Here is a 24,172-nt window from a genome sequence, read left to right as displayed (position 1 = left end):
CCGGCACCGGTTCTCACCCGGTGGAACCCGTCGTTGTTGTCGTCGTCCCGTGCCGACCGGATGGCCAGCCCGATCAGCCCATCATTCCGACGGCCGTACGGGCCTGCGGGGTGAGCGCGTCACCCACCCGGTCGACGAGCAACGCCATCTCGTAGCCGACCTGACCGACGTCGCAGCTGCGGGCGGCCAGCACGGCGAACGACGACCCGTCCGAGATGGACATCAGGAACAGGAAGCCGTTGTCCATCTCGACGACGGTCTGCAACACTGCGCCGCCCTCGAAGCAACGGGCCGCCCCCTGGGTCAGGCTGACCAGGCCGGACGCGATCGCGGCCAGCTGGTCGGCCCGGTCCCGGGGCAGGTCGCGCGACGAAGCGAGGAGCAGGCCGTCGGCGGATACCGCGACCGCGTGTGCGACACCCGGCACCCGGTCGGCGAAGTTGGCCAGCAACCAACCAAGATCCTGCGTAGTTGTCATCCCTCTTGCTCCTTCTGCCCGCTCCCGCCCGCCGGGCCGAAGCCAGACGGCGAGGATTGCTGCCCGCCCGGAGTGGCGTCCGGGTTGGTGGGGTTGTCCGAGGTGGTCCGGCCACGTTGCACACCTCGATGGTAGGCCGAGAGCAGACCCCTGACCGCTTCCGGTGTACGTCGCTGCACCGACGCGGCCGGCTTCTCGATCGCCCCCGGCACGAGCTGCGCCATCGGCGTCCGCTTCGGCAGGCCGGTCTGGGTGGTCCCGGCCACCGGTGCCTCGGTCGCGGCCACCGCCGCCCGCCAGCCGTCGTCGGCGGCGGTCTGCCAGGCGGTGGGCTGCGGGGCGGGGCGACGGGTCGCCGGGCCGTCACCGCGACCGGGGAGGCCGCCGTTCGTCGTCCCGTTGTCGCGCGGCATACCTCCGGCCGGCGCAGTCTCTGCCATCGGTGCGCTACCTGTCGTCCCTGGGGCGGGGTACTGAACGGCGGGGCCGGCCGTGGTGGACCGCGCGGTCATGGTGCCGCCGCCCGCCGGCTGGCGGGCACCGGGTGCCTCGTCCGGACCCGGCTTGCGGGTACGGAACCAGGCCGATTCGAGCTCCCGGAAGATCGGCAGCTCCATCGTCTCGTCCGCGTACCGCTGCTGGGGTGCCTGCTGCGGGGCCGACGGCCGTTGACCGACCGACGACGCCTGCCCGGCCCGCACCGGCGGTGCCACGGGCTGCCGTGGGGCCGGCGCCGCCGGCTCGGAGCGTGGCACCCGGGGCAGCTCGGTGGTCATGTCCAGGGCGGCGGCGAGCCGCTCGGGGACCGGTGGGGTGGCGGTGTCCCGCTCGGGGTTGGCCACCGGCGGCCAGGCCGGCGGCGCGGCGGCACCCGGCGCGGCACCGCCCGAGGTCGGCCGGGACGGCAGCGGGGCGCCGGGCGACGCGGAGACCGGCGCGACCGGACCCGGCTGGCTGGCGTACGGCGACGCGGACACCGGATATCCCGCGGCGGGCTGGCCCGACACCGGGTGACCGGAGACCGGCTGACCCGACACCGGGTAACCCGAGACGGGCTGGCCCGACACCGGCTGACCGGAGACCGGGTAGCCGGACGCCGGCTGACCCGACACCGGGTAGCCGGAGACGGGCTGCCCGGAGACCGGCGCGGACGGGTACGAGGGGGGCAGCGGCGGTGCCGACACCGGCGGGACCGGCGGGGAGCTGTACGGCCGGGCCTCCGGGCTGCTCGGCAGCTGACGCGGGATGACCGGCTGCTGCCCGGTGCTATCCGGGTCGTCGCCGCTGCGCCGCTGGGGCAGCGGGTCGATCTGCTGGCCGTTCGTGCTGCGCGGGGTGAAGGCGTCCCCGCCGTTGATCCCGCCGGCACCGGTGAGGTCCGACCAGGCGGGCATCCCCCGGCCACCGTTGGCGGGGGCGGGGGAACCGTTGCGCGGAGCCGGGTCGAAGGGGCGTCCGCCGAAGGTGACCTGGTTGCCGGACTCGCCGTGCCGGGCGGCCGACGGCTGGCCGTTGCCGAGCGCGGGCAGTGCCCCGAAGGCCGGGGCACCGCCGAGGGCGGGGGCCGGGGAGCCGGAGCCACCGAAGGCCGGGGCCGGGGAGCCGGAACCACCGAAGGCGGGGGTGGGGGCGCCGCCGAACTGCGGGCCGGCGGCCGGCAGACCCGGGGTGCCCGGTGCCCGGCCGGTGAGGGCGCGGGGCACCAGCACCGACGTGGGCAGGACCACCTCGGCCACCGTGCCCCGGTCGGTGCCGGGACGCAGCTCCACCTTGACGCCGTGCCGGGACGCCAACCGGGCGACCACGACCAGGCCCATCATCCGGGAGACGGCCACGTCGACCTGGGGCGGGGTGGCGAGCCGCTCGTTGAGGTCGGCCAACTGCTCGGCGCTGATGCCGATGCCCCGGTCCTCGACGTAGAGCGACGCCCGGTCGCCGACCCGGCGGGCCTCGACCATCACCTGGGAATCCGGCGGGGAGAACGCCGTCGCGTTGTCGAACAGCTCGGCGACCAGGTGGACCAGGTCGTTGACCGCGTGCGCGGAGACCTCGATGTCCCGGTCGATGATCCCGAACTCGATCCGGGTGTAGTGCTCGACCTCGGACTGCGCGGCACGCAGCACGTCGATCAGGGCGGCCGGCTCCCGCTGCACCCGGGTCGAGTCGGCACCGGCGAGGACCAGCAGGTTCTCGTCGTTGCGGCGCATCCGGGTGGCGAGGTGGTCGAGCTGGAACAGCTCGGCCAGGCGGTCCGGGTCCTCTTCGCCGCGCTCCAGCCGGTCGAGGTGGCCGATCAGCCGGTCGACCAGGATCTGTGAGCGGCGGGCGAGGTTGACGAACATCGTCGCGACCGAGGAACGGAGCGCGGCCTGCTCGGCGGCGGTCCGGACGGCTTCCAGGTGGACGGCGTTGAACGCCTCGGTCACCTGGCCGAACTCGTCCCGGCTGCGGACCGGCAGCGGCTCGGCGATCTGGTTGGCGAGCTGGGCCGGGGACTGCTGGCCGGTGAACTGCGGGTCGCGCAGCCGGGCCACCGCCTGCGGCAGGCCGAACTGGGCGATCGACAGGGCACCCTGACGCAGCTCGCGCAGGGATCGGGCCATCGACCGGGCGACCAGGTAGGCGAAGAGGATCGCCAGCAGCAGCATGCTGAGCAGCAGGCCGGTCTCCAGGAAGACCTGACGCTGGACGTCGGAGCGCAGCTCGTCGGCCTTGGCCACGACGTCGCTGTCGAGGCGTACCTCGACGGAGCGGTTGAGCTGGGCGTACGCGACCATGGCCGCGTCCCACTGGTCGGTGGTGAAGGTGAGGCCGTCCAGGCTGTCGCTGTTCAGCGCGCTGACCTGGCCGGCGTAGATGTCCGCCTGACGCCGGTCGGAGCCGGAGACGCTCTGGTCCTGGAACTCGCGCTCGGCGCGGGTCGCCACCGCCTGGAAACTCTGGAGCGCCTGCTGCTCACCGGTGTTGCTGGAGATGTACAGCTCCCGCAGGGCCGGGGTGTACGCCTTCTGCAGCAGCACCTGGTGCACCGCGATCCGGCGGACCGAGGCGTACTCCTTGGCCCGTGCCATCGCGGCGGCGGCCCGCATCTGGTCGCTCAGGTCGTTGTCGCCGGCGAGCTGGGTCGCCGAGTCGCGGATGGTGATCAGGTTGTTGATCAGACCGGTGTACCGGCTGACCGCCTCGCTGAGGCGGAGCTTGCCGTTGTAGACCTGGCTGCGGATGCCGGGCATCTCGGTGAGGTCGCCGTCGATCCGGTCGAGCTGTGTCTCCAGGGTCGCCGGCAGGCCCTCGATCTCGGCGCGTTGCTGCGAGTAGGGCACCTTGGACTGGTCGACCCGCTGGCTGACCCGGTTGTACGCCTCCTGGTACTGCGCCCGGGCCTGCCCCTTGGGGGAGCCGAGCAGCAGGACGGCGTTGGTGCGTTCGTCCTGGAGGGTGTTGACCAGGTCACCGGAGTAACCGACCAGATTGGCCAGGTCACCCGCCCGGTTGGCGTTGTTGAGCGTCTGCAGGTGGTCCACCAGGCCGCTGGTGCCCACGACGACCGTGGCGATGGTCGGCACGATCATGATCAGGCCGAGCTTGGACCAGATCGGCATGTCGCGGAGCCGGCCGGCCGGCCGACGCAGACGCGACAGGAAGGAGCCCGCCGTCGTTGGCCGTTTGCTCACGTCACCGCCCTCGCGATTACAGCGTCTCCGCGTTGCCACGGGCAACGCCCAGCAACCGACCCGGCGGGTCGGACCTCCGAGATTCCATCACGCCTCCCCTGAAAGAGAAAGCCCAGGTTGTCGGTCACCGGAGGTGTGATGAGATGTTGATGCAATTTGATCGCAATCTGTCTGGCCGGAGTTACTCAAAGTAATGGACTATCCCCACCGCGTTGTCCTGCTGGCCGGCCCCTCCGGGTCCGGAAAGTCGTACATAGCTCATCGAACCGGTCTCCCCGTACTCTGTCTGGACGACTTCTACAAGAACGGCGATGACCCTACGTTGCCGCGACAGAACGGACTGGTCGACTGGGACGCGCCCGAGTCGTGGGACGCGGAAACCGCCGTGGAGACAATTGCCCGACTGGCCCGGCACGGCCGGACCGATGTGCCGGTCTATGCGATCGGCGCCGATCGACAAGTGGCCACCCGGCCATTTGAGGTGACCGGATCGCCACTCTTCATCGCCGAAGGGATTTTCGCTGCCGAGATAGTCGAGGAGTGCCGTCGCCGGGGCATCCTCGCCGGGGCGTACGCGCTGCGCCGGCCACGCGGGGCGACCTTCGTCCGTCGGCTGGCCCGCGACCTGGCCGAGCAGCGCAAGGCACCCCGGGTGCTGATCCGGCGCGGGGTGGCGCTGCTGCGCGCCGAACCGGCGGTGCTGCGCCGACAGACCGGCCTCGGCGCCGAGGCGGCCCACGCCCGGGAGGTCCTGCGCCGGGTGGCCGACCTGGTCGCCGGCCACCCGCACCGGTGAGTCAGCCGATCAGCTTCGCGTACGCCGGCTTGATCACCTCGTCGATGATGGCCAGCCGCTCGTCGAACGGGATGAACGCGCTCTTCATCGCGTTGACGGTGAACCACTGGAGCTCCGCCCAGCCGTAGCCGAAGTTCTCCACCAGCAACGCCATCTCCCGGGACATCGAGGTGCCGCTCATCAACCGGTTGTCGGTGTTCACCGTCACCCGGAACCGCAACTCCCGCAGCAGCCCGATCGGGTGGTCGGCGATCGACGCCACCGCCCCGGTCTGCACGTTCGACGACGGGCACAGCTCCAGCGGGATCCGCTTGTCCCGCACGTAGGCGGCCAGCCGGCCGAGCGTCGGCGTCGGACCCGGGGTGACGTCGTCCACGATCCGCACCCCGTGACCGAGCCGGTCCGCCCCGCACCACTGGATGGCCTGCCAGATCGACGGCAATCCGAAGGCCTCGCCGGCGTGGATGGTGAAGTGGAAGTTCTCCCGCTGGAGGTACTCGAAGGCGTCCAGGTGCCGGGTGGGCGGGAAACCCGCCTCGGCACCGGCGATGTCGAAGCCCACCACCCCGGCGTCGCGGTGCCGGACGGCCAACTCGGCGATCTCCTGTGACCGGGCGGCGTGCCGCATCGCGGTGAGCAGGGTGCCGACCCGGATCGGGGTGCCCGCCGCGGCGGCCTCGGCGCTGCCCTCGACGAAGCCGGCGACGACCGCCTCGACCACCTCGTCCAGGGTGAGGTTCTGCTCCAGGTGCTGCTCGGGGGCGAACCGGACCTCCGCGTACACCACGCCGTCGGCGGCCAGGTCGAGCGCGCACTCGCGGGCCACCCGGCGCAGCGCCGGGGCGGTCTGCATGACGGCGACGGTGTGCGCGAAGGTCTCCAGGTAGCGCTCCAGCGAACCGGAGTTCGCCGCCTCCGCGAACCATCGGCCGAGCGCCGTCGGATCGGTGCTCGGCAGTTCGTGCCCCACCTCGGCGGCCAGCTCGACGACCGTCGCCGGCCGCAGGCCGCCGTCGAGGTGATCGTGCAGCAGCGCTTTCGGGACCTTGACGATGTCCTCGTATCGGATTGCGACCATCCCCCGACCCTAGTCACGCGCACCGACGACCCACGACCAGGCTCGCGGGGGCCGCCACCGCGCCGGACCCGGCCCGGGCACCGCAGGTCCGCGCCGTGGCGTCGACCGGGGCGGCCCGGACACCTCGACGGTCCCGTCGGGCCTGCGCCGTAGGCTGCTGCGGTGAGCGCGCCGCACCCGTCCGGGCAGCCCGTCGACCCGGCCCGACCCGACAACCCGGCCCGACCCGACGACGCGGCCCGACCCGACAACCTGGCCCGGCCCGACAACCCGGCACGCCCTCACGACCCGGCCCGACCCGACGACCCGGCCCGACCCGACGACCTCGCGCGGCCCGTCGACGCGGGGCATCCGTTGGTCGTCGCCCGGTTGCGCTGCCCGGTCTGCGCCGGGCCGTTGGCCGCCGCCACCGACGCCCGCGCGCTGCGCTGCCCCCGCCGGCACAGCTTCGACCTGGCCCGCCAGGGGTACGTCAACCTGCTCACCGGCCGCGCCCCGCACGCCGGGGACACCCCCGCGATGGTCGCCGCCCGGGCCGACTTCCTCGCCGCCGGGCACTACGACGTCATCTCGGCGGCGCTGGCCGAGGCGGCGGCCCACGCGGGTGCCGCCGGCCTCGGGGCGTACCCGCTGGTGGTGGACGCCGGAGCGGGGACCGGGCGGCACCTCGCGGCGGTGCTGGCGGCGCTGCCCGACGCCGTCGGCCTGGCCCTGGACGTCGCCAAGCCGGCGCTGCGCCGCGCCGCCCGCGCCCACCCGCGCGCCGCCGCCGCACTCGCCGACACCTGGCGGCCGCTGCCGCTGGCCGACCACTCGGTCGCCGTGCTGCTCAACGTCTTCGCGCCGCGCAACGGCGACGAGTTCCACCGGGTGCTCCACCCGGCCGGGGCGCTGCTGGTGGTCACCCCCACCGATGACCACCTGGCCGAACTGGTCGACGTGCTCGGGCTGCTGCGGGTCGACCCGGCCAAGGCCGACCGGGTCGCCGACAGCCTCTCCGGCCGGTTCACCCCGCACCACGCCACCGTGCACACCGCCCGGCTCCCGCTGGACCGGGCCGAGGTCACCACCCTGGTCGGGATGGGGCCGAGCGCCTGGCACACCGACCCGCACCGGCTCGCCGTGGCGATCGACGCCCTGCCCGCACCGGTCACCGTGACCGCCTCGGTACGACTCACCGTCTGGCGTCCCCGCTGACCTCCGGCACGACCCGACTCGGCAGCTGACCCGCCGACCTGCGACGGCCCGCACCCGGCCGGCGACCCGGCGACCCCGGCGGGGCACCGGGCACGGCACCCGGACCGGGTCAGGTGGAGAGGTCGACCTCTTCCCAGCCGGGCGGCTCGTCGTGGTACGGCCCGCGCAGCATCACCGCCCACTCCAACGCCCAGCGGCGTTGGCCGATCGCGTTCGCGTCCACCAGACCGGGCAGCCGGTGCCCCGACCGCTCCACCTCCAGGTACGCCCAGTCCAGGCAGTAGTGCAGGTCGAGCAGGGCGGCGGCGTCCGCCGGGTGCTGCGGAGCGGCCAGGATCCGGGCCCGCCACTGGTCGAAGGTCTCCCCACCGGCGAGGTACGGCATCCGTTCCACCAGCCGCTCGTCCACCGGCACGGTCGGGTCGAGCTGCTTGCTCAGGCCGAGCACCCAGGACAGCGAGAAGAGCGCGTCGTGGTGCAGGACGAACGAGCGGTGGTCGCCCCGGCCGCCCACCACGAACTGCCACTCCGGCGGGGTGACCATGTCGACCAGGTGGGAATCGAGCAGCCAGCTCATCGCGGTCTGCGCGGGCATCCCGAAGCACCGGGCCAGGATCAGGTGCAGCACCGCGATACGGGCCTCGATCTCCCCGGTGGGCCGCAGCTCGATCTCGTCGCCCGGCTCCCACACCAGGGGAAACTTGGTCGGCGGCAGCGGCAGGCCGAGCCGGGACAACTCGTCGAGGCTCGCCTCGCGGACCTCCCGTGGATCCGGGGCGGCTACCAGCACGGTCGGATTCCCTGTCTGCTCACGTCGGCGTCACCGCCGTTCGATCCCCCTGGCCAGGGAGAATAACGTTCCGTGGCGACCAGCGCCATGCCGGCCACCCCGATCGGCCGCACCGGTCGTGACCGGGCCGGCGGTTCAGTCGATCCGCTCGATGACCAGCGGCGACGGCGGCGGCGCGGCGGCGGTGACCCGGACCGCTCGGTCCGCCTCGGCCCGCGCCGCCGGCAGCCGCGCCGGGTCGTCGGTCCGCAGCTCGTACAGCGGGTCGCCGGCCCGTACCGGGTCGCCGGGACGCTTGTGCAGCACGACCCCGGCGGCGGCGCTGACCGGGTCCTCCTTGCGGGCCCGACCGGCACCGAGCCGCCACGCGGCCACCCCGATGGCGTACGCGTCGACCGACCCGACGAACCCGTCGGCCCCGGCGCGCACCGTCTCCACCTCGTTGGGGGTGGGCAGCGGGGCGTCCGGGTCACCGCCCTGGGCGCGGATCATCGCCCGCCAGGCGTCCATGGCCCGCCCGTCGCGCAGCGCGGCGGCCGGGTCCGCGTCGGGCAGGCCGGCGGCGTCGAGCATCTCCCGGGCCAGTGCCAGGGTCAGTTCCACCACGTCGGGCGGGCCGCCGCCGGCCAGCACCTGCACCGACTCGGTCACCTCGACCGCGTTGCCGACCGTCAGGCCGAGCGGGGTGGACATGTCGGTGAGCAGGGCGACCGTCTTGACCCCGTGCGCGTCGCCGAGGGCCACCATGGTCCCGGCCAGCTCACGGGCGTCGGCCACGTTCTTCATGAACGCGCCGGAGCCGACCTTGACGTCGAGGACCAGCGCCCCGGTGCCCTCGGCGATCTTCTTGCTCATGATCGAACTGGCGATCAGCGGAATCGCCTCGACGGTGCCGGTGACGTCGCGCAGCGCGTACAGCTTGCGGTCGGCCGGGGCGAGCGCGTCACCGGCCGCGCAGATCACCGCGCCGACCTCGCGGAGCTGGGCGATGAACTCGGCGTTGCCCAACGAGGCCCGCCAGCCGGGGATCGACTCCAGCTTGTCCAGCGTGCCGCCGGTGTGCCCGAGCCCCCGGCCGGAGAGCTGCGGCACCGCGCCGCCGCAGGCCGCCACCAGCGGGGTGAGCGGCAGGGTGATCTTGTCACCGACCCCACCGGTGGAGTGTTTGTCGACGGTCGGCCGGGCCACCGCCGACAGGTCCAGCCGCTCGCCGCTGGCGATCATCGCGGCGGTCCACCGGGCGATCTCCGGCACCGTCATCCCGCGCAGCAGGATCGCCATGGCCAGCGCCGACATCTGCTCGTCGGCCACCAGCCCCCGGGTGTAGGCGTCGACGACCCAGTCGATCTGGCCGTCGCTCAGCACGCCCCCGTCCCGTTTGGCCCGGATGACGTCGACCGCGGTAAAAGCACTCACCGTTGAGTTCCTTCTGAAGTCGTTGCAGGTAGCGGCCCGGACGCCGGCCGGTTCAGGAGGCGGCCCAGCGGGCCGGGATCTCCAGTGGCGGCTCGCCCTCGCCGGCCCAGAAGATGGTGCCCTCCGCGTCCACCACCACGACCCTGGGCGTACGGGCCAGCCCCCAGGTGATCGCCTCCGCCGGGTCGCCCCAGCTCGGCCCCTCCTCCAGCACCCCCGGTCCGGCCTCGTCGGTGTCCCCCGCCGACCGCTCCCAGTACGCCGTCCAGACCTGCCGCCCGGCGGAGAGGTCCGGGTGCACGAAGACGGTCCCCCGACCCCGCCAGGCGGCCAGCCGGTCCGGTACCACCGGCACCGGGGTTCCGCCGACGACGGCCTCGATGTCGGCCACGCCGAAGGCGTGCGGCAACAGCTCCGCCATCCGCAGCGGACCGGTCCTGGACTCGACCAGGCACTCCGGGCCGCCGTTCTCCCAGAGCAGTTGCCGGCACCGGCCGCACGGCATCAGCGGCTCACCGGTCGCGTCGACGCAGGACATCGCGACCAGCCGTCCGCCGCCGGTGGCGTGCAGCGCGGAGACCACCCCGCACTCGGCGCAGAGGGTCACCCCGTACCCGGCGTTCTCCACGTTGCAGCCGACCACCACCCGGCCGTCGTCCACCAGGGCCGCCGCGCCGACCGGGAAGTGGGAGTACGGCACGTAGGCGTGCCGCATCACCTCGGTGGCGGCGGCCCGCAGCCGCTTCCAGTCGATGTCGCTCATATCCCTCATTCTGCCCAGGTCAGCCGGCCGGGACACCCGTCGGGTGCCGGCCGGTCACCGCCGCACACCGCGCCCGTCGCCGACAACGACCCGACCCGGCGGGACGGATCGCGCCGGCCCGCGTCTCAGCCCTTGACGTACGGCTTGCCGTCGGCGGCGGGTGCCCGGACCCGACCGACCAGTCCGGCCACCGCCAGGATGGTCGCCAGGTACGGCAGCATCGCCAGGAACTGGCTGGGGATGCTGCTGCCGATCGCGCCGAGGTAGGTGGCGAGCTGGTCGGCGAAGCCGAAGAAGAGCGCGGCGAGCAGCGCACCGGTCGGACTCCACCGGCCGAAGATCAGTGCGGCCAGGGCGATGAAGCCCTTACCGCCGATCATGTTCTTGGTGAAGCTGTAGAGCGCCAGCGTGTACGACGCGCCCCCGATGCCGGCCACCAGACCGGCCAGCAGCACGTTGCGGTAGCGCAGTCGCAGCACCTTCACGCCGAGGGTGTCGGCGGCGGTCGGGTGCTCGCCCACCGACCGGGTCCGCAGCCCCCACCGGGTCCGGAACAGCGCGAAGTGGATGACCAACACCAGCAGCAGGCCGAGGTAGAGGAAGATGTTGCCCCGGAACAGCGCCGGACCGAGCAGCGGGATGTCCTTCAGCAGCGGGATCTCCCAGTTGCCGAACCGCGGCGCGCTGTTGTACTTCTCCGCGTTGGTCTGCATCAGCCGCTCGTACAGGAAGCCGGTGACGCCGACCGCCAGCAGGTTGAGCACCACCCCCATGACCACCTGGTCGACCAGGTAACGGATGGCGAAGACGGCCAGCAGCAGCGAGATGAGCGCGCCACCGATCGCCGCCGCCACCAGACCCACCCAGACGCTGCCGGTGAGGCTGCCGAAGAGTGCGCCGCTGAACGCGCCCATCAGCAGCTGCCCCTCGATGGCGACGTTGACCACCCCGGACCGCTCGCAGAGCACCCCGGCCAGCGCGCCGAAGATCAGCGGCAGGGCCAGGATGAAGGTCCCCCGCACGATGTTGACCATCGGCATGAAGTTGCGGCCCTCGGGAGCGGCCGAGACCTGCCAGCACAGGAAGCTCAGCACGAAGCCGACCAGACCGACGCCGAGCAGCACGGTGAACCAGCGCCTCGGCACCCCGACCAGCAGCGCGCCGCCGGCCGCCGCGGCGACGACCCCGAACAGGACCGCGCCCAGGGTGCCGTGGATCTCCAGCGCCGCGCCGCCCTCGGTCTCGCTGAGGGTGAACCGGGCCTGCTGGCCGGTCGCCAGCGCCCCGAACAGCCCGGCGGCGAGCACACCCAGCGCCAGCAGGACCAGGCCGACCTTGCGGGGGCGGGTCCAGAAACCCTCGTCGACCGCGGCCACGGCGACGTCGGGGACAGCGGTGGTGGACATGCCTCACCAGCCCTTCGCGAGGCTCGTCTGCAACCGGGCGGCACGGGCGGCCCGGAGCTGGAAGATCGCCTTCACCAGGGCCGGCGCGGCGATGAAGATGACGATCAGCGCCTGGAGCACGGTGACCAGTTCCAGCGAGATCCCGGAGTACGACTGCATCCGGTTGCCGCCGGCCTGGAGCGCGCCGAAGAGCAGCGCGGCCAGCAGCACCCCCCAGGGCTTCACCCGGCCGAGCAGCGCCACCAGGATGCCGTCGAAGCCGATCTGCGCGATCACCAGCGGGGTCAGCGCGTTCGCGGTGGAGCCGAGCACCATCTGGCTGCCACCGAGACCGGCGAGCATCCCGGCGATCACCATCACCAGCACGTACGTCTTGGTGACGCTGATGCCGGCGGTCCGGGCCGCGTCCGGGTTGGCCCCGACGGCCCGCAGCTCGAAGCCGAGGGTCGACCGGTTGAGCAGCCAGGCGACGGCCCAGGTGGCCAGCACCGCGAGCAGGATGCCGGCGTGCACCCGCAGGTCGTCGCCGAGCAGCCGGGGGAACGCCGCCGACGAGTCGACGGGCCGGCTGATCGCGTCCGACCGGTCCGGGTTCTGCACGCCGTTCTGCACGATGACCCAGGACAGGAAGTAGACCGCGACGTAGTTGAGCATGATCGTGTTGATCACCTCGTGCGCGCCGGTCCGGGCCTTGAGGATGCCGGGCACGAAACCCCAGACCGCGCCGCCGACCGCACCGGCGATCAACGCGACGACCAGGTGCACCACCGGGGGCAGCGGCAGCGCGAAGCCGGCCACGGCCGCCAGGATCACCCCCATCGTCGCCTGGCCCTGGGCGCCGATGTTGAACAGGCCGCCCCGGAAGGCGAGTGCCACCGACAGCCCGGTGAAGACCAGCGGCGCGGTGTAGGTGAGGGTCTCCGAGATCGGGCTCAGCGCGGCGGTGAAGCCGGACGCCTCCGGGTCGAAGACCGCCCCCTTGAACAGGTTGGCGTACGCCTCGCTGACCACCGTCCAGCTCGCGTTCAGGGCGTCGGTCGGGCGGGCCGTGACGTAGCCGTAGGTGGCCAGCACCTCCGGGTCCGACACGATGATCAGGACCGCGCCGACCAGCATCGCCAGGACCAGCGCGAGGATCGTGACGGTGACCGTGTTGGCGGCCCAGAGGTTGTCCAGGAAGAGCCGGCCCAGCGTCGGCCGGGGCCCCGGCGCGGGCTGCTTCGGGGAGGTCATCGTGGCACCCCGGTCGGCCCTGCCGGTCGCGGTCAGCTCCGCCTCGGTCGCCGGTTCCTTGTCCGGGGAGCCGGACACCGGGTTCGGGTTGCTCATGCCTCGTCCTCGTTACCAGGGCGCTCGGATGCCGGTGCCACCCCGCCGGTCGTACCGCCGGCCGCCTCGGTGGGGGTCGTTGTGCCCGAGGTGGCCGCGCCCGGGGTGGCCGCCGGGGTCGCCGCGCCCGGGGTGGCCGCCGGGGTCGCCGGGCCGGGGGTGGCGGCGCCGCCGGACGGGGCGGTGCCGGGGGTGTCCGGGGTGATGCCGGCCATCAGCAGGCCGATCTCCTCACGCGGGGTGTCCGGGCCGACGATGCCGATGATCCGGCCCCGGTACATCACCGCGATCCGGTCGGCGAGGCCGATCACCTCGTCCAGTTCGCTGGAGACCACCAGGACGGCGGTGCCGACGTCCCGCTCGCGGATGACCCGGCTGTGGATGAACTCGATCGAGCCGACGTCCACGCCCCGGGTCGGCTGGGCGGCGATGAAGAGCTTCAGCGGCCGGGACAGCTCCCGGGCCACGATCACCTTCTGCTGGTTACCGCCGGACAGCGTGCCCACCGCCGCGTCCGCCGACGGGGTACGCACGTCGAACTGTTCGATCCGCTCCCGCGCCGACGCGGCGATGGCGTCCGGCCGCAGCGCCAGGCCCTTGCCGAACGGCGGCCGGTCGTAGATGTCGAGGACCAGGTTCTCGGCGACGCTGAACTCCTTGACCAGGCCGTCGACGCTGCGGTCCTCGGGGACGTAGCCGACCCCGGCGCGGAGCACCTTCTTGGTGGACCAGCCGTGGATCGACTCGCCGTCGAGGGTCACCGTACCGGCGAGCGTCGGGCGCAGCCCCATGATCGCCTCGATCAGCTCGGTCTGCCCGTTGCCCTGCACGCCCGCCACGCCGAGCACCTCACCGGCGCGTACGGTCAGGTCGACGCCGTCCACCGCGCGGACCCGCCGGTCGTCGTCGACGACCAGGCCGGCGACCTCCAGGATCGGTCGCTGCGGGGTGGCGGACTCCTTGTCCACGGTGAGCCGGACGTTGCGGCCGACCATCAGCGCCGCCAACTCGTCCCGGCTCGCCTCGGGGGAGGCGGTGCCGACGGTCCGGCCGCGCCGGATCACGGTGATCCGGTCGGCGATGGCCTTGACCTCGCCGAGCTTGTGGGTGATGAACACGATCGACTTGCCGGCCGCCTTGAGCGACCGCATGACCGTGAGCAGCTCCTCGGTCTCCTGCGGGGTGAGCACGGCGGTCGGCTCGTCCAGGATCAGCAGGTCGACGTCGCGGGTGAGCGCCTTGACGATCTCGACCCGCTGCTGGATGCCGACCGGCAGGTCCTCGATCACCGCGTCCGGGTCGACCCGCAGGTTGTACCGCGCGGAGACCTCGGCCACCTCGCGGCGGGCCCGCCGCCGGTCCAGGAAGCCGACGATGCCGCCGCGGACCTGCTCCGCGCCGAGCATGATGTTCTCGGCCACGGTGAAGACCGGCACCAGCATGAAGTGCTGGTGCACCATGCCGATCCCGACGGCGATGGCGTCGGAGGGGCCCCTGAGCTTCAGCGGCCGGCCGTCGACCAGGATCTCGCCCTCGTCGGGCTGGTAGAGCCCGTAGAGCACGTTCATCAGGGTGGACTTGCCCGCGCCGTTCTCGCCGAGCAGGGCGTGGATCTCTCCAGGCTCCACCGTCAGGTCGATGTGATCGTTGGCGACCAGATCACCGAACCGCTTGGTGATGCCGCGCAGTTCGAGTCTCAGCGCAACCTCCTGGAGTGCGAGCGATGGTGCAGCCTAGCTGCCGGCCACCGGGGTCGCCGGTCGACCGGTGCGCGGACCGGCCGCCCCGACACCCGCGGGTTCCCCCACGGACGCCGGGACGGCCGGTCGTCATGCCCGGTGCCCGCCGGCCGCCGCTGCCGATGATCCCATCGCGACGGCCGACGCGGCGGTCACTTGGTCGGCTGGGCCTTCGAGGTGACCGTGATGGTGCCGGCGGCGATGTCCGCCTTCAGCTTCTCGACCTCGGCCTTGAGGTCCGCCGGGACCTTGCTGTCGAAGTCGTGGTACGGGGCGATCGAGACACCGTTGTTGGCCAGGTTGCCGACGAAGCCCGGGGTGGCGGCGAGCTTCTCGCCACCGGCGGCCTTGAGCACGGCGTCCTTGACGGCGTCCGGGATGTTCTTGACCACGGTGGTCAGCAGCGCCGCGCAGTCCGGGGTGCTCTCGCAGCCGTCGACGTCGACCCAGACGACCGAGTACTTGCCGCCCGAGGCCTTCGCCGCGGAGGTGGTGCCGAGGCCCGCGCCGCCGGCGACCGGCATGACGATGTCCGCGCCCTGGGCGACCAGCGCGTCGGAGACCTTCTTGCCCTCGTCCTGCTTGGCGAAGTCGTTGGTGAAGGAACCCTTCTGGGTCGCCTTGTCCCAGCCCAGCACCTGGACGTTCTTGCTCTTGGTCTTGTTGTAGTGCGCCACGCCGTCGGCGAAACCGTCCATGAAGATGGTCACCGGCGGGATCGGCAGGCCACCGTAGGTGCCGACCTTGCCGCTCTTGCTCATCCCGGCGGCCAGGTAGCCGGCCTGGAAGGCGGCCTGGGCGGTGTCGAACTGCATCGGGTAGACGTTGGCCGTGCCCGGGTTCGCGTCCACGATGCCGAACTGCTGGTTCGGGTTGGCGGCGGCGATCTTCTTGGTGGCGTCCGACATCAGGCCGCCGACGGCCAGGATGAAGTCGCACTTCTGGTTGACGTACCCGGTCAGGTTGACCTCGTAGTCCGCCTCGGCCTTCGACGCGACGTACTTGATGTCGATGTTGTCGTTGGCCTTCTTGGCCTCCTCCAGGCCCTTCCAGGCGGAGGTGTTGAACGACTTGTCGTCGATGCCGCCGACGTCGGTCACCATGCAGGCGCTGTACTTCTTGTCGCCGCTGCCACCGGCGTTGTTGTCGTCGTCGGGCGCCTCACCGCACGCGGCGGCACCCAGCACGAGCCCACCCGCCGCGATGGCAGAGGCGATCCGCATCCCACGCACAGAGCGCAAGACGTCTCCTTCCATTGCACACCGCCTCGTGCGGTGGCAGCCCTTGAACCGACCAGCGTGTGCTGCCGGCATCCCACGTTACGGACGGGAGCGTAGCCCCACGCCCACCCACCGGCCGCCAATCGTGCACGACTGTTGAACGCTCGTTATCCCGGCGTAACCCTGGGGTGGGGCACATCACTCACCATGCCTGGTGAGGACCGGCCGGGAGGTGTGAACGCCGGGTTTCCGGCCCACCCACCGCCCCCACCGGCTATCGCCAGAACACCGCCACGGCCGCCGTGACCAGGGTCAACCCGATGATCGCCAGGAAGTGACCCCGGGCGACCTGGGTCCGCTTACGGGAGAAGAAGACCATGACGAAGATGAGCAGGGCCAGCACCAACTTGGTAACAAGTTTGGCGGGGGCCGGCTCGTCGCCGTCCCGCAGCGGCGCGGACAGCCCCAGGCCGGTCAGCAACTGGATCACCGAGCCCCAGAGCATCGCCGCGTTGATCCGCAGCTTGCCGCTGACGTACTGGGCCACCGCGCCGCCGAGCAGCAGCGCGAACCCGATCAGATGGACATAGAGAAGGATCAGTCGAAGAGCTTCCACGTCGGCAATCCTCCCCCATCAACGACACTTTGTAGTAGGTGGCCCGCCGGCTGAGTTCAATCCGTGATCTCCCCCGGTCACCACTCCGCCCACCGCATGATCCGCGGCTCAAGATCGCGCTCGATCCTTGTTGTAGTGGCTTTCGCGCGCGGACAGGCCACTACAACAAGGATCGAGCACGATCTTCCAACAGACATCCCACGAGAGGTGCGGGTGCGGGGTGGGTGGTCAGAGGTGCCAGACCTGGAAGGTGGGACCGTCACCAGGGAGGGTCACCGCGCCGTCGGCGGCCCTCCGCAGGGGTGGAGCGCCACCGTAGGCGTTCTCACCGTGCCCGCCTCCCGCCCCGGAAGCACCGGAGGCACCGGAAGCACCGGAGGCACCGGAGGTCCTGAAGGCACCGGAAGTCCCGGGCGGCAGGCCGGTCAACCGCACCGGTACGCCGGCCGCCCGGCGGGCCAGCACCAGCACCGCGCCGGTGGTCGCCTCGCGCAGGAAGACGAGCGTGTCGGCGTCCACGTGCACCCAGCGCAGCCCGCCGTGCCGCAACGCCGGGGTGTCCCGGCGCAGCGCCAGCAATGCCCGGTACGCGGCGAACGTGCCGACGTCCCAGCTTGCCGGTCGGTGCCACGGCATCGGGGTACGCGAGCCCTCGCCGTTGACACCGGTCAGCCCCAGCTCGTCACCGGCGAAGACCACCGGGGTGCCGGGCATGGTGACGAGCAGCCCGGCAGCCACCTCCTGCCGGGCGGCGTCCCCCACCACGGTGCGGATCCGGGCCGAGTCGTGCGAGCCGAGCAGCTGCCACGAGTGGGTGTACGACCGCCAGGAGACCAGCGACCGGAAGCTGTCCATGGTGGCGAGCACCGCGGGGGCGTCCCGCCGTCGTACCCCGCCCGGGGTACCGAGGAAGTTCGGTACCGGCTCGTCGGCGGACCGGTGGGAGGGCTCGCCGGGGTGGGGTGACGTGCCGTCGCGGCGCAGCCAGGACCAGACCGGGTCGGTGAAGCCGACGTAGTTCATCGTGCCGTGCCAGCCGTCGCGGTCCAGGTCGCCGGTGTGGTCGTGGCCGTGCTCGGCGAGCAGCAGCCCGTCGGCCCGGGTCTGCGTGACCACCTCCCGCAGCAGCCGCGCCACCTCGTGGGTGTACGCGTCCGCGCCCCGCCGGCCGGTCATGTTGGCCACGTCCACCCGCCACCCGTCCAACCCGTACGGCGGGCGCAGCCAGTGGCGCAGCGGCGAGTCCTGGTCGGTGGCGAAGCGGCGGCGCAGTTCCGCGCTGCCCCAGTTGAGCTTGGGCAGCGACCGCACCCCGTTCCACGACTCGTACGTCGGCTCCCCGCCGCCGGTGGGCACGTCGAAGTAGTACAGCTCCCGTTCCGGGGCGTCGACGTCGGCCAGGGCGCGGGTGAACCACTCGTGCGCGTCGCCGGTGTGGTTGCTGGTGATGTCGCCGAGCAGCCGCCAGCCCCGGGCCCGGACGGCGTCGGCCAGCCGGACCAGCGCCGCGTCCCCGCCGAGCAGCGGATCCACGGTGTCGAAGCTGGCCGCGTCGTACCGGTGGTTGGAGCGGGCCGGGAAGACCGGCGTCAGGTAGACCGTGTTGACGCCGAGCCGGTCCAGATGGTCCAGCCGTTCGGTGATGCCGTCCAGGTCACCGCCGTAGAACTGGTACGGGGTCTGCGGGCCGCGCCCGACGACCGGGGTGTCCCAGTCGCAGGGGACCGCCCAGTCCGGCGGGGTGCGGCCGTCGGCGGCGGCGGACCGGGCGAACCGGTCGGGGAAGATCTGGTAGACCAGCGCGTCCCGCGCCCAGCGAGGCGGCGGGGCGTGGCTGACCAGCTTGAAGTCGCCGTGGTCGGGCACGTCGTGGTCGACCTGACCGGCGGCGTTGAGCCAGCGGTAGCCGGTCTCCCCGGTGAGCATGAAGCGGTAGTTGCTGACCGGGTTGCGCACCTCGACGTCGGCCCGCCACCACACCTCGTGGTCGTCGCGGCGGTCGACGGTCGCCTCGACGAAGCGGGGTTCGCCGTCGCCGGTGGTCCGGACGTGCACCTGCCGGACGTCGCCGTCCCGGGGCACCCGGACGAAGACCGGCACCCGCTGCCCGAGGGCGGGTTCCTGCTCGGGCACGTACAGCGCCGAGCCGTCGTGGTGCGGCGGCAGGGACATGGTGCGACCTCCCGGTCGGACGGCGGCGGGGCGGTCGTCCGCCGCGCGGAACCCGGACCACCGCCGGCCCCGCCCCGCACGGGCACCGGCCCGGCGACACGACGACACGACGGTGGTCCGGTGGGTCAGGTCAGCCCTTGACCGCGCCGGCGGTCAGGCCGGAGACGATGTAGCGCTGGAGCAGTTGGAAGACCAGCACGGTGGGGACCGCGGTGAGCAGGGTGCCAGCCGCGAAGATCCCGAAGTTGTTGTTCCGCTCCCCGGCGACCAGGCCGAACATGCCGACCGCCAGGGTCTTCGACCCGGTGTCGGTGAGGAACACGTTGGCGATCATGAACTCGTTGATCGTGCCGATGAACGACAGCAGCGCGGTCACCGCCAGGATCGGCGCCACCAGCGGCAGCATGATCCGGAAGAAGACCTGGGCGTGGCTCGCGCCGTCCATGGTGGCCGACTCGTCCAGCTCGCGGGGCAGGGTGTCGAAGAAGCCCTTCATCAGCCAGGTGTTCATGCCCAGCGCCCCGCCCAGGTAGAGCAGGAACAGGCCCCACGGGGTGTTGAAGCCGATCGACGGCCACAGGTCGGTGACCCGGCTGAAGATCAGGAAGATCGCCACGATGGCCAGGAACTGCGGGAACATCTGGATCAGCAGCAGGGTCAGCAGCCCGAACCGCCGTCCGGCGAAGCGCATCCGGGAGAACGCGTACGCCGCCAGCGAGGACAGGAAGATCGACGCGAGACTGGCCCCGCCCGCGATGAGCAGCGAGTTGAGGAACCAGCGGCCGAACTCCGTCCGCTCGAACAGGTTGCCGAAGTTCTCCAGCGAGGCTCCGGTCGGCAGCAGCTCGGTCGAGGAGAGCGTGCCGAGCGGGTTGAGCGCGGCGGAGAGCACGAACAGGATCGGGAAGAGGCTGAACGCCACCGCCAGCGCGCCGGCCACGTGCCGCCAGCCGACCTGGGCGAGCCACCGGCCCGCGCGCCGCCCGGGGCCGCCCCGGCCACGCCCGGTGCGGCCCGGCCGGACCGCAGCCGTTCCTCCGGCGCCCGGCCGGGCATCGGGCGGGCCGGCCGCGTCCCGCCGGGGCGCGGCCGCCCCGGCGACGTTCGGGTGGGTCGTCACGAGTAGACCTCCTCCTGCTGGCGGGTACGCCGGAAACTGACCGCCGAGACCGTGGCGACGATCGCGAAGATGAAGATCGACACCGCGGCGGCCAGGCCGAACTCGGCACCCTGCGCGCCGAAGGCCAACCGGTAGGTGTACGTGATCAGCAGGTCGGTGGCCCCGTTGGTCGGGTTGTCCGGCGCGAACGGGCCGCCCTCGGTGGTCAACCAGATCGCGTTGATGTTGTTGAAGTTGAACGCGAACGACGCGATCAGCAGCGGCGAGAGCGCGACCAGCAGCAGGGGCAGGGTGACCGCCCGGAACGACTGGAACGGCGACGCCCCGTCGACCGAGGTGGCCTCGGTCAGCTCCTTCGGAATGGCCTGGAGCGCACCGGTGGCCACCAGGAACATGTACGGGTACCCCAGCCAGAGCTGCACCAGCAGCACCGCGAGCCGGGCCGACCAGGCTTCGCCGAACCAGTCGACACCGAGCCCGAACAGGTTGTTGACCAGGCCGAAGTCGGTGTTGAACATGTCCCGCCAGACCAGCAGCATCGCGAACGACGGCATGGCGTACGGCAGGATCAGCAGGACCCGGTAGAGGTTGGTGCCCCGCATCCGGGGCGAGTGCAGGGCCAGCGCGACGGCCATGCCGAGCATGAAGGTGAACCCGGTGGAGCCGATCGCGAAGGCGAAGTTCCACAGCAGGGTGCCGAAGAACGGGCCGGAGATGTCCGGGTCGGTGAGCACCCGGGCGAAGTTCTTCAGCCCCACGCCGACCTGCCAGCCCTGGGCGAGCCGCTCGCCGTCGGCGGCGACGAAGGCACCGGTCTTCGGGTCGGCGGTCCAGGTGCGGCCGGTCTCGCTGTCGGTGACGCAGTCGCACTTGCGGTCGTACGCCCGGATCGCCCTGCCCTCGTAGGCCCGGGACAGGCCGGTGGCGCGCAGCGCGCCGCCCGGGGTCGGCACCACCAGGCCGGTGATCTCCTCGCTGCGGACGCTGGCCTGGCCGAAGGTCAGCACCGTGTAGCCCCGGGCGGCGGTGACCCGGCCGCCGGGCGTGACGGTCACGTCGGCGGCGGCGAGCGGGCGCAGCCCGTCGGCGTCCCCGGCGGAGACCGTGCCGGCCGCCGGGTCGGTCACCAGGAAGACCAGCGGGCCGGTGGCCGGGTCGCCCCTGGTGGCGACGGCGAGGGCGTACTCGGTGGAGCCGGGGACCTGCTTGACCGAGGAGCTCTCGATGGCGACGATCGCCTCGTCCTTGGAACCCCGGTGGCCGTCGCCGTAGTTCGTGAACGCGGTGCTCGCGGTGTAGAGCACCGGGAAGACCTGGAAGGCGAGCAGGAAGATCGTTCCTGGCACCAGGTACTTGGCCGGGATGTGCCGGCGGGTGAGGTAGAGGTAGCCCAGGCCGACGGTGGTGACCGCCAGGACGGCCAGTCCGCCCCAGAGCCGGGCGGCGACGAGCGGGAAGGCCGCCCAGATCGCGATCCCGGCCACCAGGCCGAGCAGGACCACCTTGACGACCAGACCGGTCGCGGTGATCGGCGCGTGGTGGCGCACGGTGCGCGGCGTGCCCGGAAGCCCGCCGCCCGGGGCCTGCTGGGCAGGCCCCGGGCCGGACAGCGTGCTCATTACTTGATCTGACCCGAGATCGTCTTACCCGCGGCGGTGACGGTCTTCGCCGGGTCGGCGCCACCGATCACGGCGGCCTCCGCCTTGCCGAACGGGTCCCAGATCGCGGCCATCGCCGGGATCGCCGGGAGCACCTGGCCGCCCTTGCCCGCCTCGGAGAACTTGGCCAGGTCCGGGTCGGTGCCCTTGACCTGGTCGAACGCGGCGGTCAGCGCCGGCGGACGCGGTTCGGCCTGGTAGAGCGCCACCGCCAGTTCCGGCGTGGTGACGTAGTTGGTGACGAACTCCTGGGCCAGCGCCTTGTTCTTGCCCTTGGCGGCCACGTAGAACGCCTGGACGCCGACGAACGGCTGGGCCTGCTTGCCACCGGCGAAGCCGGGCACCGGGGAGATGTCGTAGGAGATGCCGGCCTTCTTGGCGTCGGCGATCGCCCACGGGCCGGAGACCAGGAACGCGCACTTCTTGCCGGTGAAGGTGGCGATCGAGTTCTCGCCGGTGATGGAGCGCTTCAGCGCGCCGTCGCCCTTCTCGCCGAGCTTGCCGATCTTCTTGAACGCCTCGATCGACTCCGGCTTGCCCACGCCCAGGTCCTTCGGGTCGTAGTCGCCGTTGGCGGCGGTGCCGAACAGGTAGCCGCCGGCCGAGGTGTACAGCGGGTAGATGTGGTAGGCGTCGCCGTTCTGTCCGGACTGGAGGCAGAGGATCTCGCTGGCCTTCTTCTCGGCCTTGAGCTTCCTGCCGGTGGCGACCAGGTCCTCGATCGTCTTCGGCGCGTCGGGGGCCAGTGCGGTGTTGCGGATCAGCGCGATGTTCTCGGTGGCGTACGGGACGCCGTAGAGCTGGCCGTTGAACGTCACCGCCTTGATCGCGGTCTCGTTGAAGCCGGACTTCTGCTCGGCGGCGAGCTGCACCGGGTCGATGGCCCCGTTCTGCACGAGGTTGCCGATCCAGTCGTGCGCGCCGACCACCACGTCCGGGCCGCTGCCCTGCTGCGAGGCGGTGACGAAGTTGGTCTGGAGGTCCTTGGAGACGGCCTGCACCTCGACGGTGACGCCGTTGTCCCGGCCGAACTTCTCGGCGAACGGCTTGAGCGCCGCGGTCCGCTTGTCGTCCGCCCAGATGACGAGCTTGCCGCTCGCGGCCGGGGTGGTCGCCTTGGCGGCCGGTTCGTCGTTGCTGGTGTCGCCGCCGCAGCCCGACGCGGCGAGCGCCAGGCCGAGGACGGTGACCACACCCGCGGTACGGATGCGCATCGGTACTCCTGTCGTCATGGCGAACCGCCGGGGGAGGGCGGCCCGCCCTGGGAAAAGCTGAAAGTTCTTGCCAACCGACGCCGGACCGGCCGGGTCGCTGCTCTCGTGTGTTGCCGGGACGTTAGCAAGAGGTTGCAGCCAATGGAAGGGCTTGCAGAAGCGCCCGCAAGAACTTGCCCGTGGGCTAAAGTTCGGCCATGCGCGCTCGACTGTCCGACATCGCCCAACAGGCCGAAGTCAGCGAGGCCACGGTGTCGCGGGTGCTCAACGACCGCCCCGGCGTGGCCCCGGAGACCCGGCAGGCCGTCCTGACCGCTCTCGACGTGCTCGGGTACGAGCGTCCGGCCCGGCTGCGCAAGCGCAGCGCCGGACTGGTCGGGCTGGTGGTGCCCGAGCTGGAGAACCCGATCTTCCCGGCGTTCGCCCAGGTGATCGAGTCCACCCTGGCGCAGAGCGGGTTCACCCCGGTGCTGTGCACCCAGACCCCGGGCGGGGTCACCGAGGACGAGTACGTGGAGATGCTGCTGGACCGCCAGGTCTCCGGCATCGTCTTCGTCTCCGGCCTGCACGCCGACACGGCGGCCAACCACGACCGGTACCGCGCGCTGATCGCCCGCCCGCTGCCGGTCGTCATGATCAACGGGTACGCCCCCGGCATCGCCGCGCCCTTCGTCTCGTGCGACGACCGGGAGGCCACCGAGCTGGCCGTGGCCCACCTGGTCGCCCTCGGGCACCGGCAGATCGGCCTGGTCACCGGGCCGGACCGGTTCGTGCCGGTGCAGCGCCGGGTGGCCGGCTTCCGGGCCGCGATGACCCGCCTCGGCGCGACCGGGACCGAGCTGGACGCGCTCGCCGAGCTGTCCCTGTTCGGGGTCGAGGGCGGCGAGGCCGCCGCCGGCCGGTTGATCGAGCGTGGGGTGACCGGGATCGTCTGCGGCTCCGACCTGATGGCGTTGGGCGCGGTCCGGGCCGCCCGGCAACGCGGCCGGTCCGTCCCCGGTGACCTGTCGGTGGTCGGCTACGACGACTCGCCGCTGATGGCCTTCACCGATCCGCCGCTGACCACGATGCGGCAGCCGGTGGCCGCGATGGCGGTGGCCGCGGTCCGGGCGCTGGTGGACGAGATCAACGGGCACGCCGCCCCGCACTCGGAATACCTGTTCCGCCCGGAGCTGGTGGTGCGCGGGTCCACCGCGGTGGTACGCCAGGCCGACGCCGGCCGGCAGCGTCCGGCGTCGCCCGCCCTCGCCGTCCCGGCCTGACCGCCGCCACGACCTGACCGCCGTCCCGACCTGACCGCTGTCCCGGCGGGGCGCGGCCGGCTTCCCGGTTGATGGGACGGCCCGGAAGCACGCCCGACCCTGGCCGCAGGTGACGGACGTCATTTCTTGCGCAAGAGATGCTTGACGCTTGCAGGATCCGGCCGGCATTCTCTCAGCACCCGCGCCCGGCACCCGGCACCCGGCACCGTGCGGGTACCACCGTGCCGCCGCAGAACGGGGATCC

18 protein-coding genes are annotated in these 24,172 nt (G+C 72.3%); 3 read left to right on the top strand and 15 right to left on the bottom strand.

Going from position 1 to position 24,172, the window contains the following annotated elements; genetic code table 11:
- Positions 1-73 precede the first annotated feature (73 nt).
- Together O7612_RS05095 and O7612_RS05090 are read right to left on the bottom strand one after the other, a co-directional pair.
- Complete coding sequence (locus tag O7612_RS05095; protein WP_067304724.1) at positions 74-478, bottom strand: roadblock/LC7 domain-containing protein; 405 nt, start codon at positions 476-478, stop codon at positions 74-76.
- Entirely contained in the window at positions 475-4,152 is a 3,678-nt protein-coding gene (locus O7612_RS05090) for a nitrate- and nitrite sensing domain-containing protein (protein ID WP_282270902.1), read from the bottom strand. The genes O7612_RS05095 and O7612_RS05090 overlap by 4 nt, the downstream gene beginning before the upstream one ends.
- Before the next feature lie 481 nt (positions 4,153-4,633).
- Here O7612_RS05090 and O7612_RS05085 point away from each other — a divergent pair, with 481 nt between their 5' ends.
- A complete protein-coding gene (locus O7612_RS05085) occupies positions 4,634-4,948 on the top strand; it encodes a hypothetical protein (protein WP_282270901.1) in 315 nt (104 codons plus the stop codon).
- Position 4,949: 1 nt separating this feature from the next.
- Here the strand turns inward: O7612_RS05085 and O7612_RS05080 are convergent, their stop codons facing one another.
- Positions 4,950-6,026, bottom strand: coding sequence for an adenosine deaminase (locus O7612_RS05080; protein ID WP_282270900.1), 1,077 nt, complete (start codon positions 6,024-6,026; stop codon positions 4,950-4,952).
- 354 nt (positions 6,027-6,380) lie between these two features.
- Here O7612_RS05080 and O7612_RS05075 point away from each other — a divergent pair, with 354 nt between their 5' ends.
- A complete protein-coding gene (locus O7612_RS05075; RefSeq protein WP_282273806.1) occupies positions 6,381-7,223 on the top strand; it encodes a putative RNA methyltransferase in 843 nt (280 codons plus the stop codon).
- 109 nt (positions 7,224-7,332) lie between these two features.
- Here the strand turns inward: O7612_RS05075 and O7612_RS05070 are convergent, their stop codons facing one another.
- From O7612_RS05070 to O7612_RS05015, 12 genes are all read right to left on the bottom strand, one after another.
- The gene (locus O7612_RS05070; RefSeq protein ID WP_282270899.1) at positions 7,333-8,013 is read right to left on the bottom strand and encodes a DUF4272 domain-containing protein; all 681 of its coding nucleotides are present in this window, start codon (positions 8,011-8,013) and stop codon (positions 7,333-7,335) included.
- A gap of 135 nt (positions 8,014-8,148) precedes the next feature.
- A complete protein-coding gene (locus O7612_RS05065) occupies positions 8,149-9,429 on the bottom strand; it encodes a thymidine phosphorylase (RefSeq protein ID WP_282270898.1) in 1,281 nt (426 codons plus the stop codon).
- A gap of 52 nt (positions 9,430-9,481) precedes the next feature.
- A complete protein-coding gene (locus tag O7612_RS05060; RefSeq protein WP_282270897.1) occupies positions 9,482-10,192 on the bottom strand; it encodes a cytidine deaminase in 711 nt (236 codons plus the stop codon).
- A 125-nt stretch (positions 10,193-10,317) separates the two neighbouring features.
- Complete coding sequence (locus tag O7612_RS05055) at positions 10,318-11,598, bottom strand: ABC transporter permease (protein ID WP_282270896.1); 1,281 nt, start codon at positions 11,596-11,598, stop codon at positions 10,318-10,320.
- A 3-nt stretch (positions 11,599-11,601) separates the two neighbouring features.
- Positions 11,602-12,927 (bottom strand): ABC transporter permease, encoded by a 1,326-nt coding sequence (locus O7612_RS05050; protein ID WP_282270895.1) that lies wholly within the window; start codon positions 12,925-12,927, stop codon positions 11,602-11,604.
- On the bottom strand, positions 12,924-14,567 hold the full coding sequence (locus tag O7612_RS05045) for an ABC transporter ATP-binding protein (RefSeq protein WP_348774295.1): 1,644 nt from the start codon (positions 14,565-14,567) through the stop codon (positions 12,924-12,926). The genes O7612_RS05050 and O7612_RS05045 overlap by 4 nt, the downstream gene beginning before the upstream one ends.
- Positions 14,568-14,818: 251 nt before the next feature.
- Positions 14,819-15,889 (bottom strand): BMP family ABC transporter substrate-binding protein, encoded by a 1,071-nt coding sequence (locus O7612_RS05040; protein ID WP_282273805.1) that lies wholly within the window; start codon positions 15,887-15,889, stop codon positions 14,819-14,821.
- 271 nt (positions 15,890-16,160) lie between these two features.
- Positions 16,161-16,502, bottom strand: a complete 342-nt coding sequence (locus O7612_RS05035; RefSeq protein ID WP_067309545.1) for a hypothetical protein — start codon at positions 16,500-16,502, stop codon at positions 16,161-16,163.
- Between the two features lie 228 nt (positions 16,503-16,730).
- Entirely contained in the window at positions 16,731-18,674 is a 1,944-nt protein-coding gene (locus O7612_RS05030; protein ID WP_282270894.1) for a glycoside hydrolase family 13 protein, read from the bottom strand.
- A gap of 130 nt (positions 18,675-18,804) precedes the next feature.
- Positions 18,805-19,614, bottom strand: a complete 810-nt coding sequence (locus tag O7612_RS05025) for a sugar ABC transporter permease (protein WP_282273804.1) — start codon at positions 19,612-19,614, stop codon at positions 18,805-18,807.
- Between the two features lie 176 nt (positions 19,615-19,790).
- On the bottom strand, positions 19,791-21,413 hold the full coding sequence (locus O7612_RS05020) for an ABC transporter permease subunit (protein WP_282270892.1): 1,623 nt from the start codon (positions 21,411-21,413) through the stop codon (positions 19,791-19,793).
- Positions 21,413-22,666 (bottom strand): maltose ABC transporter substrate-binding protein, encoded by a 1,254-nt coding sequence (locus O7612_RS05015; RefSeq protein WP_282270891.1) that lies wholly within the window; start codon positions 22,664-22,666, stop codon positions 21,413-21,415. The genes O7612_RS05020 and O7612_RS05015 overlap by 1 nt, the downstream gene beginning before the upstream one ends.
- Before the next feature lie 197 nt (positions 22,667-22,863).
- Between O7612_RS05015 and O7612_RS05010 the strand changes: the two genes are divergently transcribed.
- Positions 22,864-23,928, top strand: coding sequence for a LacI family DNA-binding transcriptional regulator (locus tag O7612_RS05010; RefSeq protein WP_282270890.1), 1,065 nt, complete (start codon positions 22,864-22,866; stop codon positions 23,926-23,928).
- Positions 23,929-24,172 lie beyond the last annotated feature (244 nt).

The organism is Micromonospora sp. WMMD987 (assembly GCF_029581435.1).
Taxonomy (GTDB): Bacteria; Actinomycetota; Actinomycetes; order Mycobacteriales; family Micromonosporaceae; genus Micromonospora; species Micromonospora rifamycinica.
Note: the sequence above shows the minus strand (reverse complement) of the source record. Positions and strands in the feature narration are given on the sequence as shown.

Excerpts from the sequence above, each read along its gene's own strand:
- O7612_RS05095 (WP_067304724.1), bottom strand. The coding sequence starts at position 478 with ATGACAACTACGCAGGATCTTGGTTGGTTGCTGGCCAACTTCGCCGAC.
- O7612_RS05080 (WP_282270900.1), bottom strand. The coding sequence starts at position 6,026 with ATGGTCGCAATCCGATACGAGGACATCGTCAAGGTCCCGAAAGCGCTG.
- O7612_RS05060 (WP_282270897.1), bottom strand. The coding sequence starts at position 10,192 with ATGAGCGACATCGACTGGAAGCGGCTGCGGGCCGCCGCCACCGAGGTG.
- O7612_RS05055 (WP_282270896.1), bottom strand. The coding sequence starts at position 11,598 with ATGTCCACCACCGCTGTCCCCGACGTCGCCGTGGCCGCGGTCGACGAG.
- O7612_RS05050 (WP_282270895.1), bottom strand. The coding sequence starts at position 12,927 with ATGAGCAACCCGAACCCGGTGTCCGGCTCCCCGGACAAGGAACCGGCG.
- O7612_RS05040 (WP_282273805.1), bottom strand. The coding sequence starts at position 15,889 with ATGCGGATCGCCTCTGCCATCGCGGCGGGTGGGCTCGTGCTGGGTGCC.
- O7612_RS05030 (WP_282270894.1), bottom strand. The coding sequence starts at position 18,674 with ATGTCCCTGCCGCCGCACCACGACGGCTCGGCGCTGTACGTGCCCGAG.
- O7612_RS05020 (WP_282270892.1), bottom strand. The coding sequence starts at position 21,413 with ATGAGCACGCTGTCCGGCCCGGGGCCTGCCCAGCAGGCCCCGGGCGGC.
- O7612_RS05015 (WP_282270891.1), bottom strand. The coding sequence starts at position 22,666 with ATGCGCATCCGTACCGCGGGTGTGGTCACCGTCCTCGGCCTGGCGCTC.
- O7612_RS05010 (WP_282270890.1), top strand. The coding sequence starts at position 22,864 with ATGCGCGCTCGACTGTCCGACATCGCCCAACAGGCCGAAGTCAGCGAG.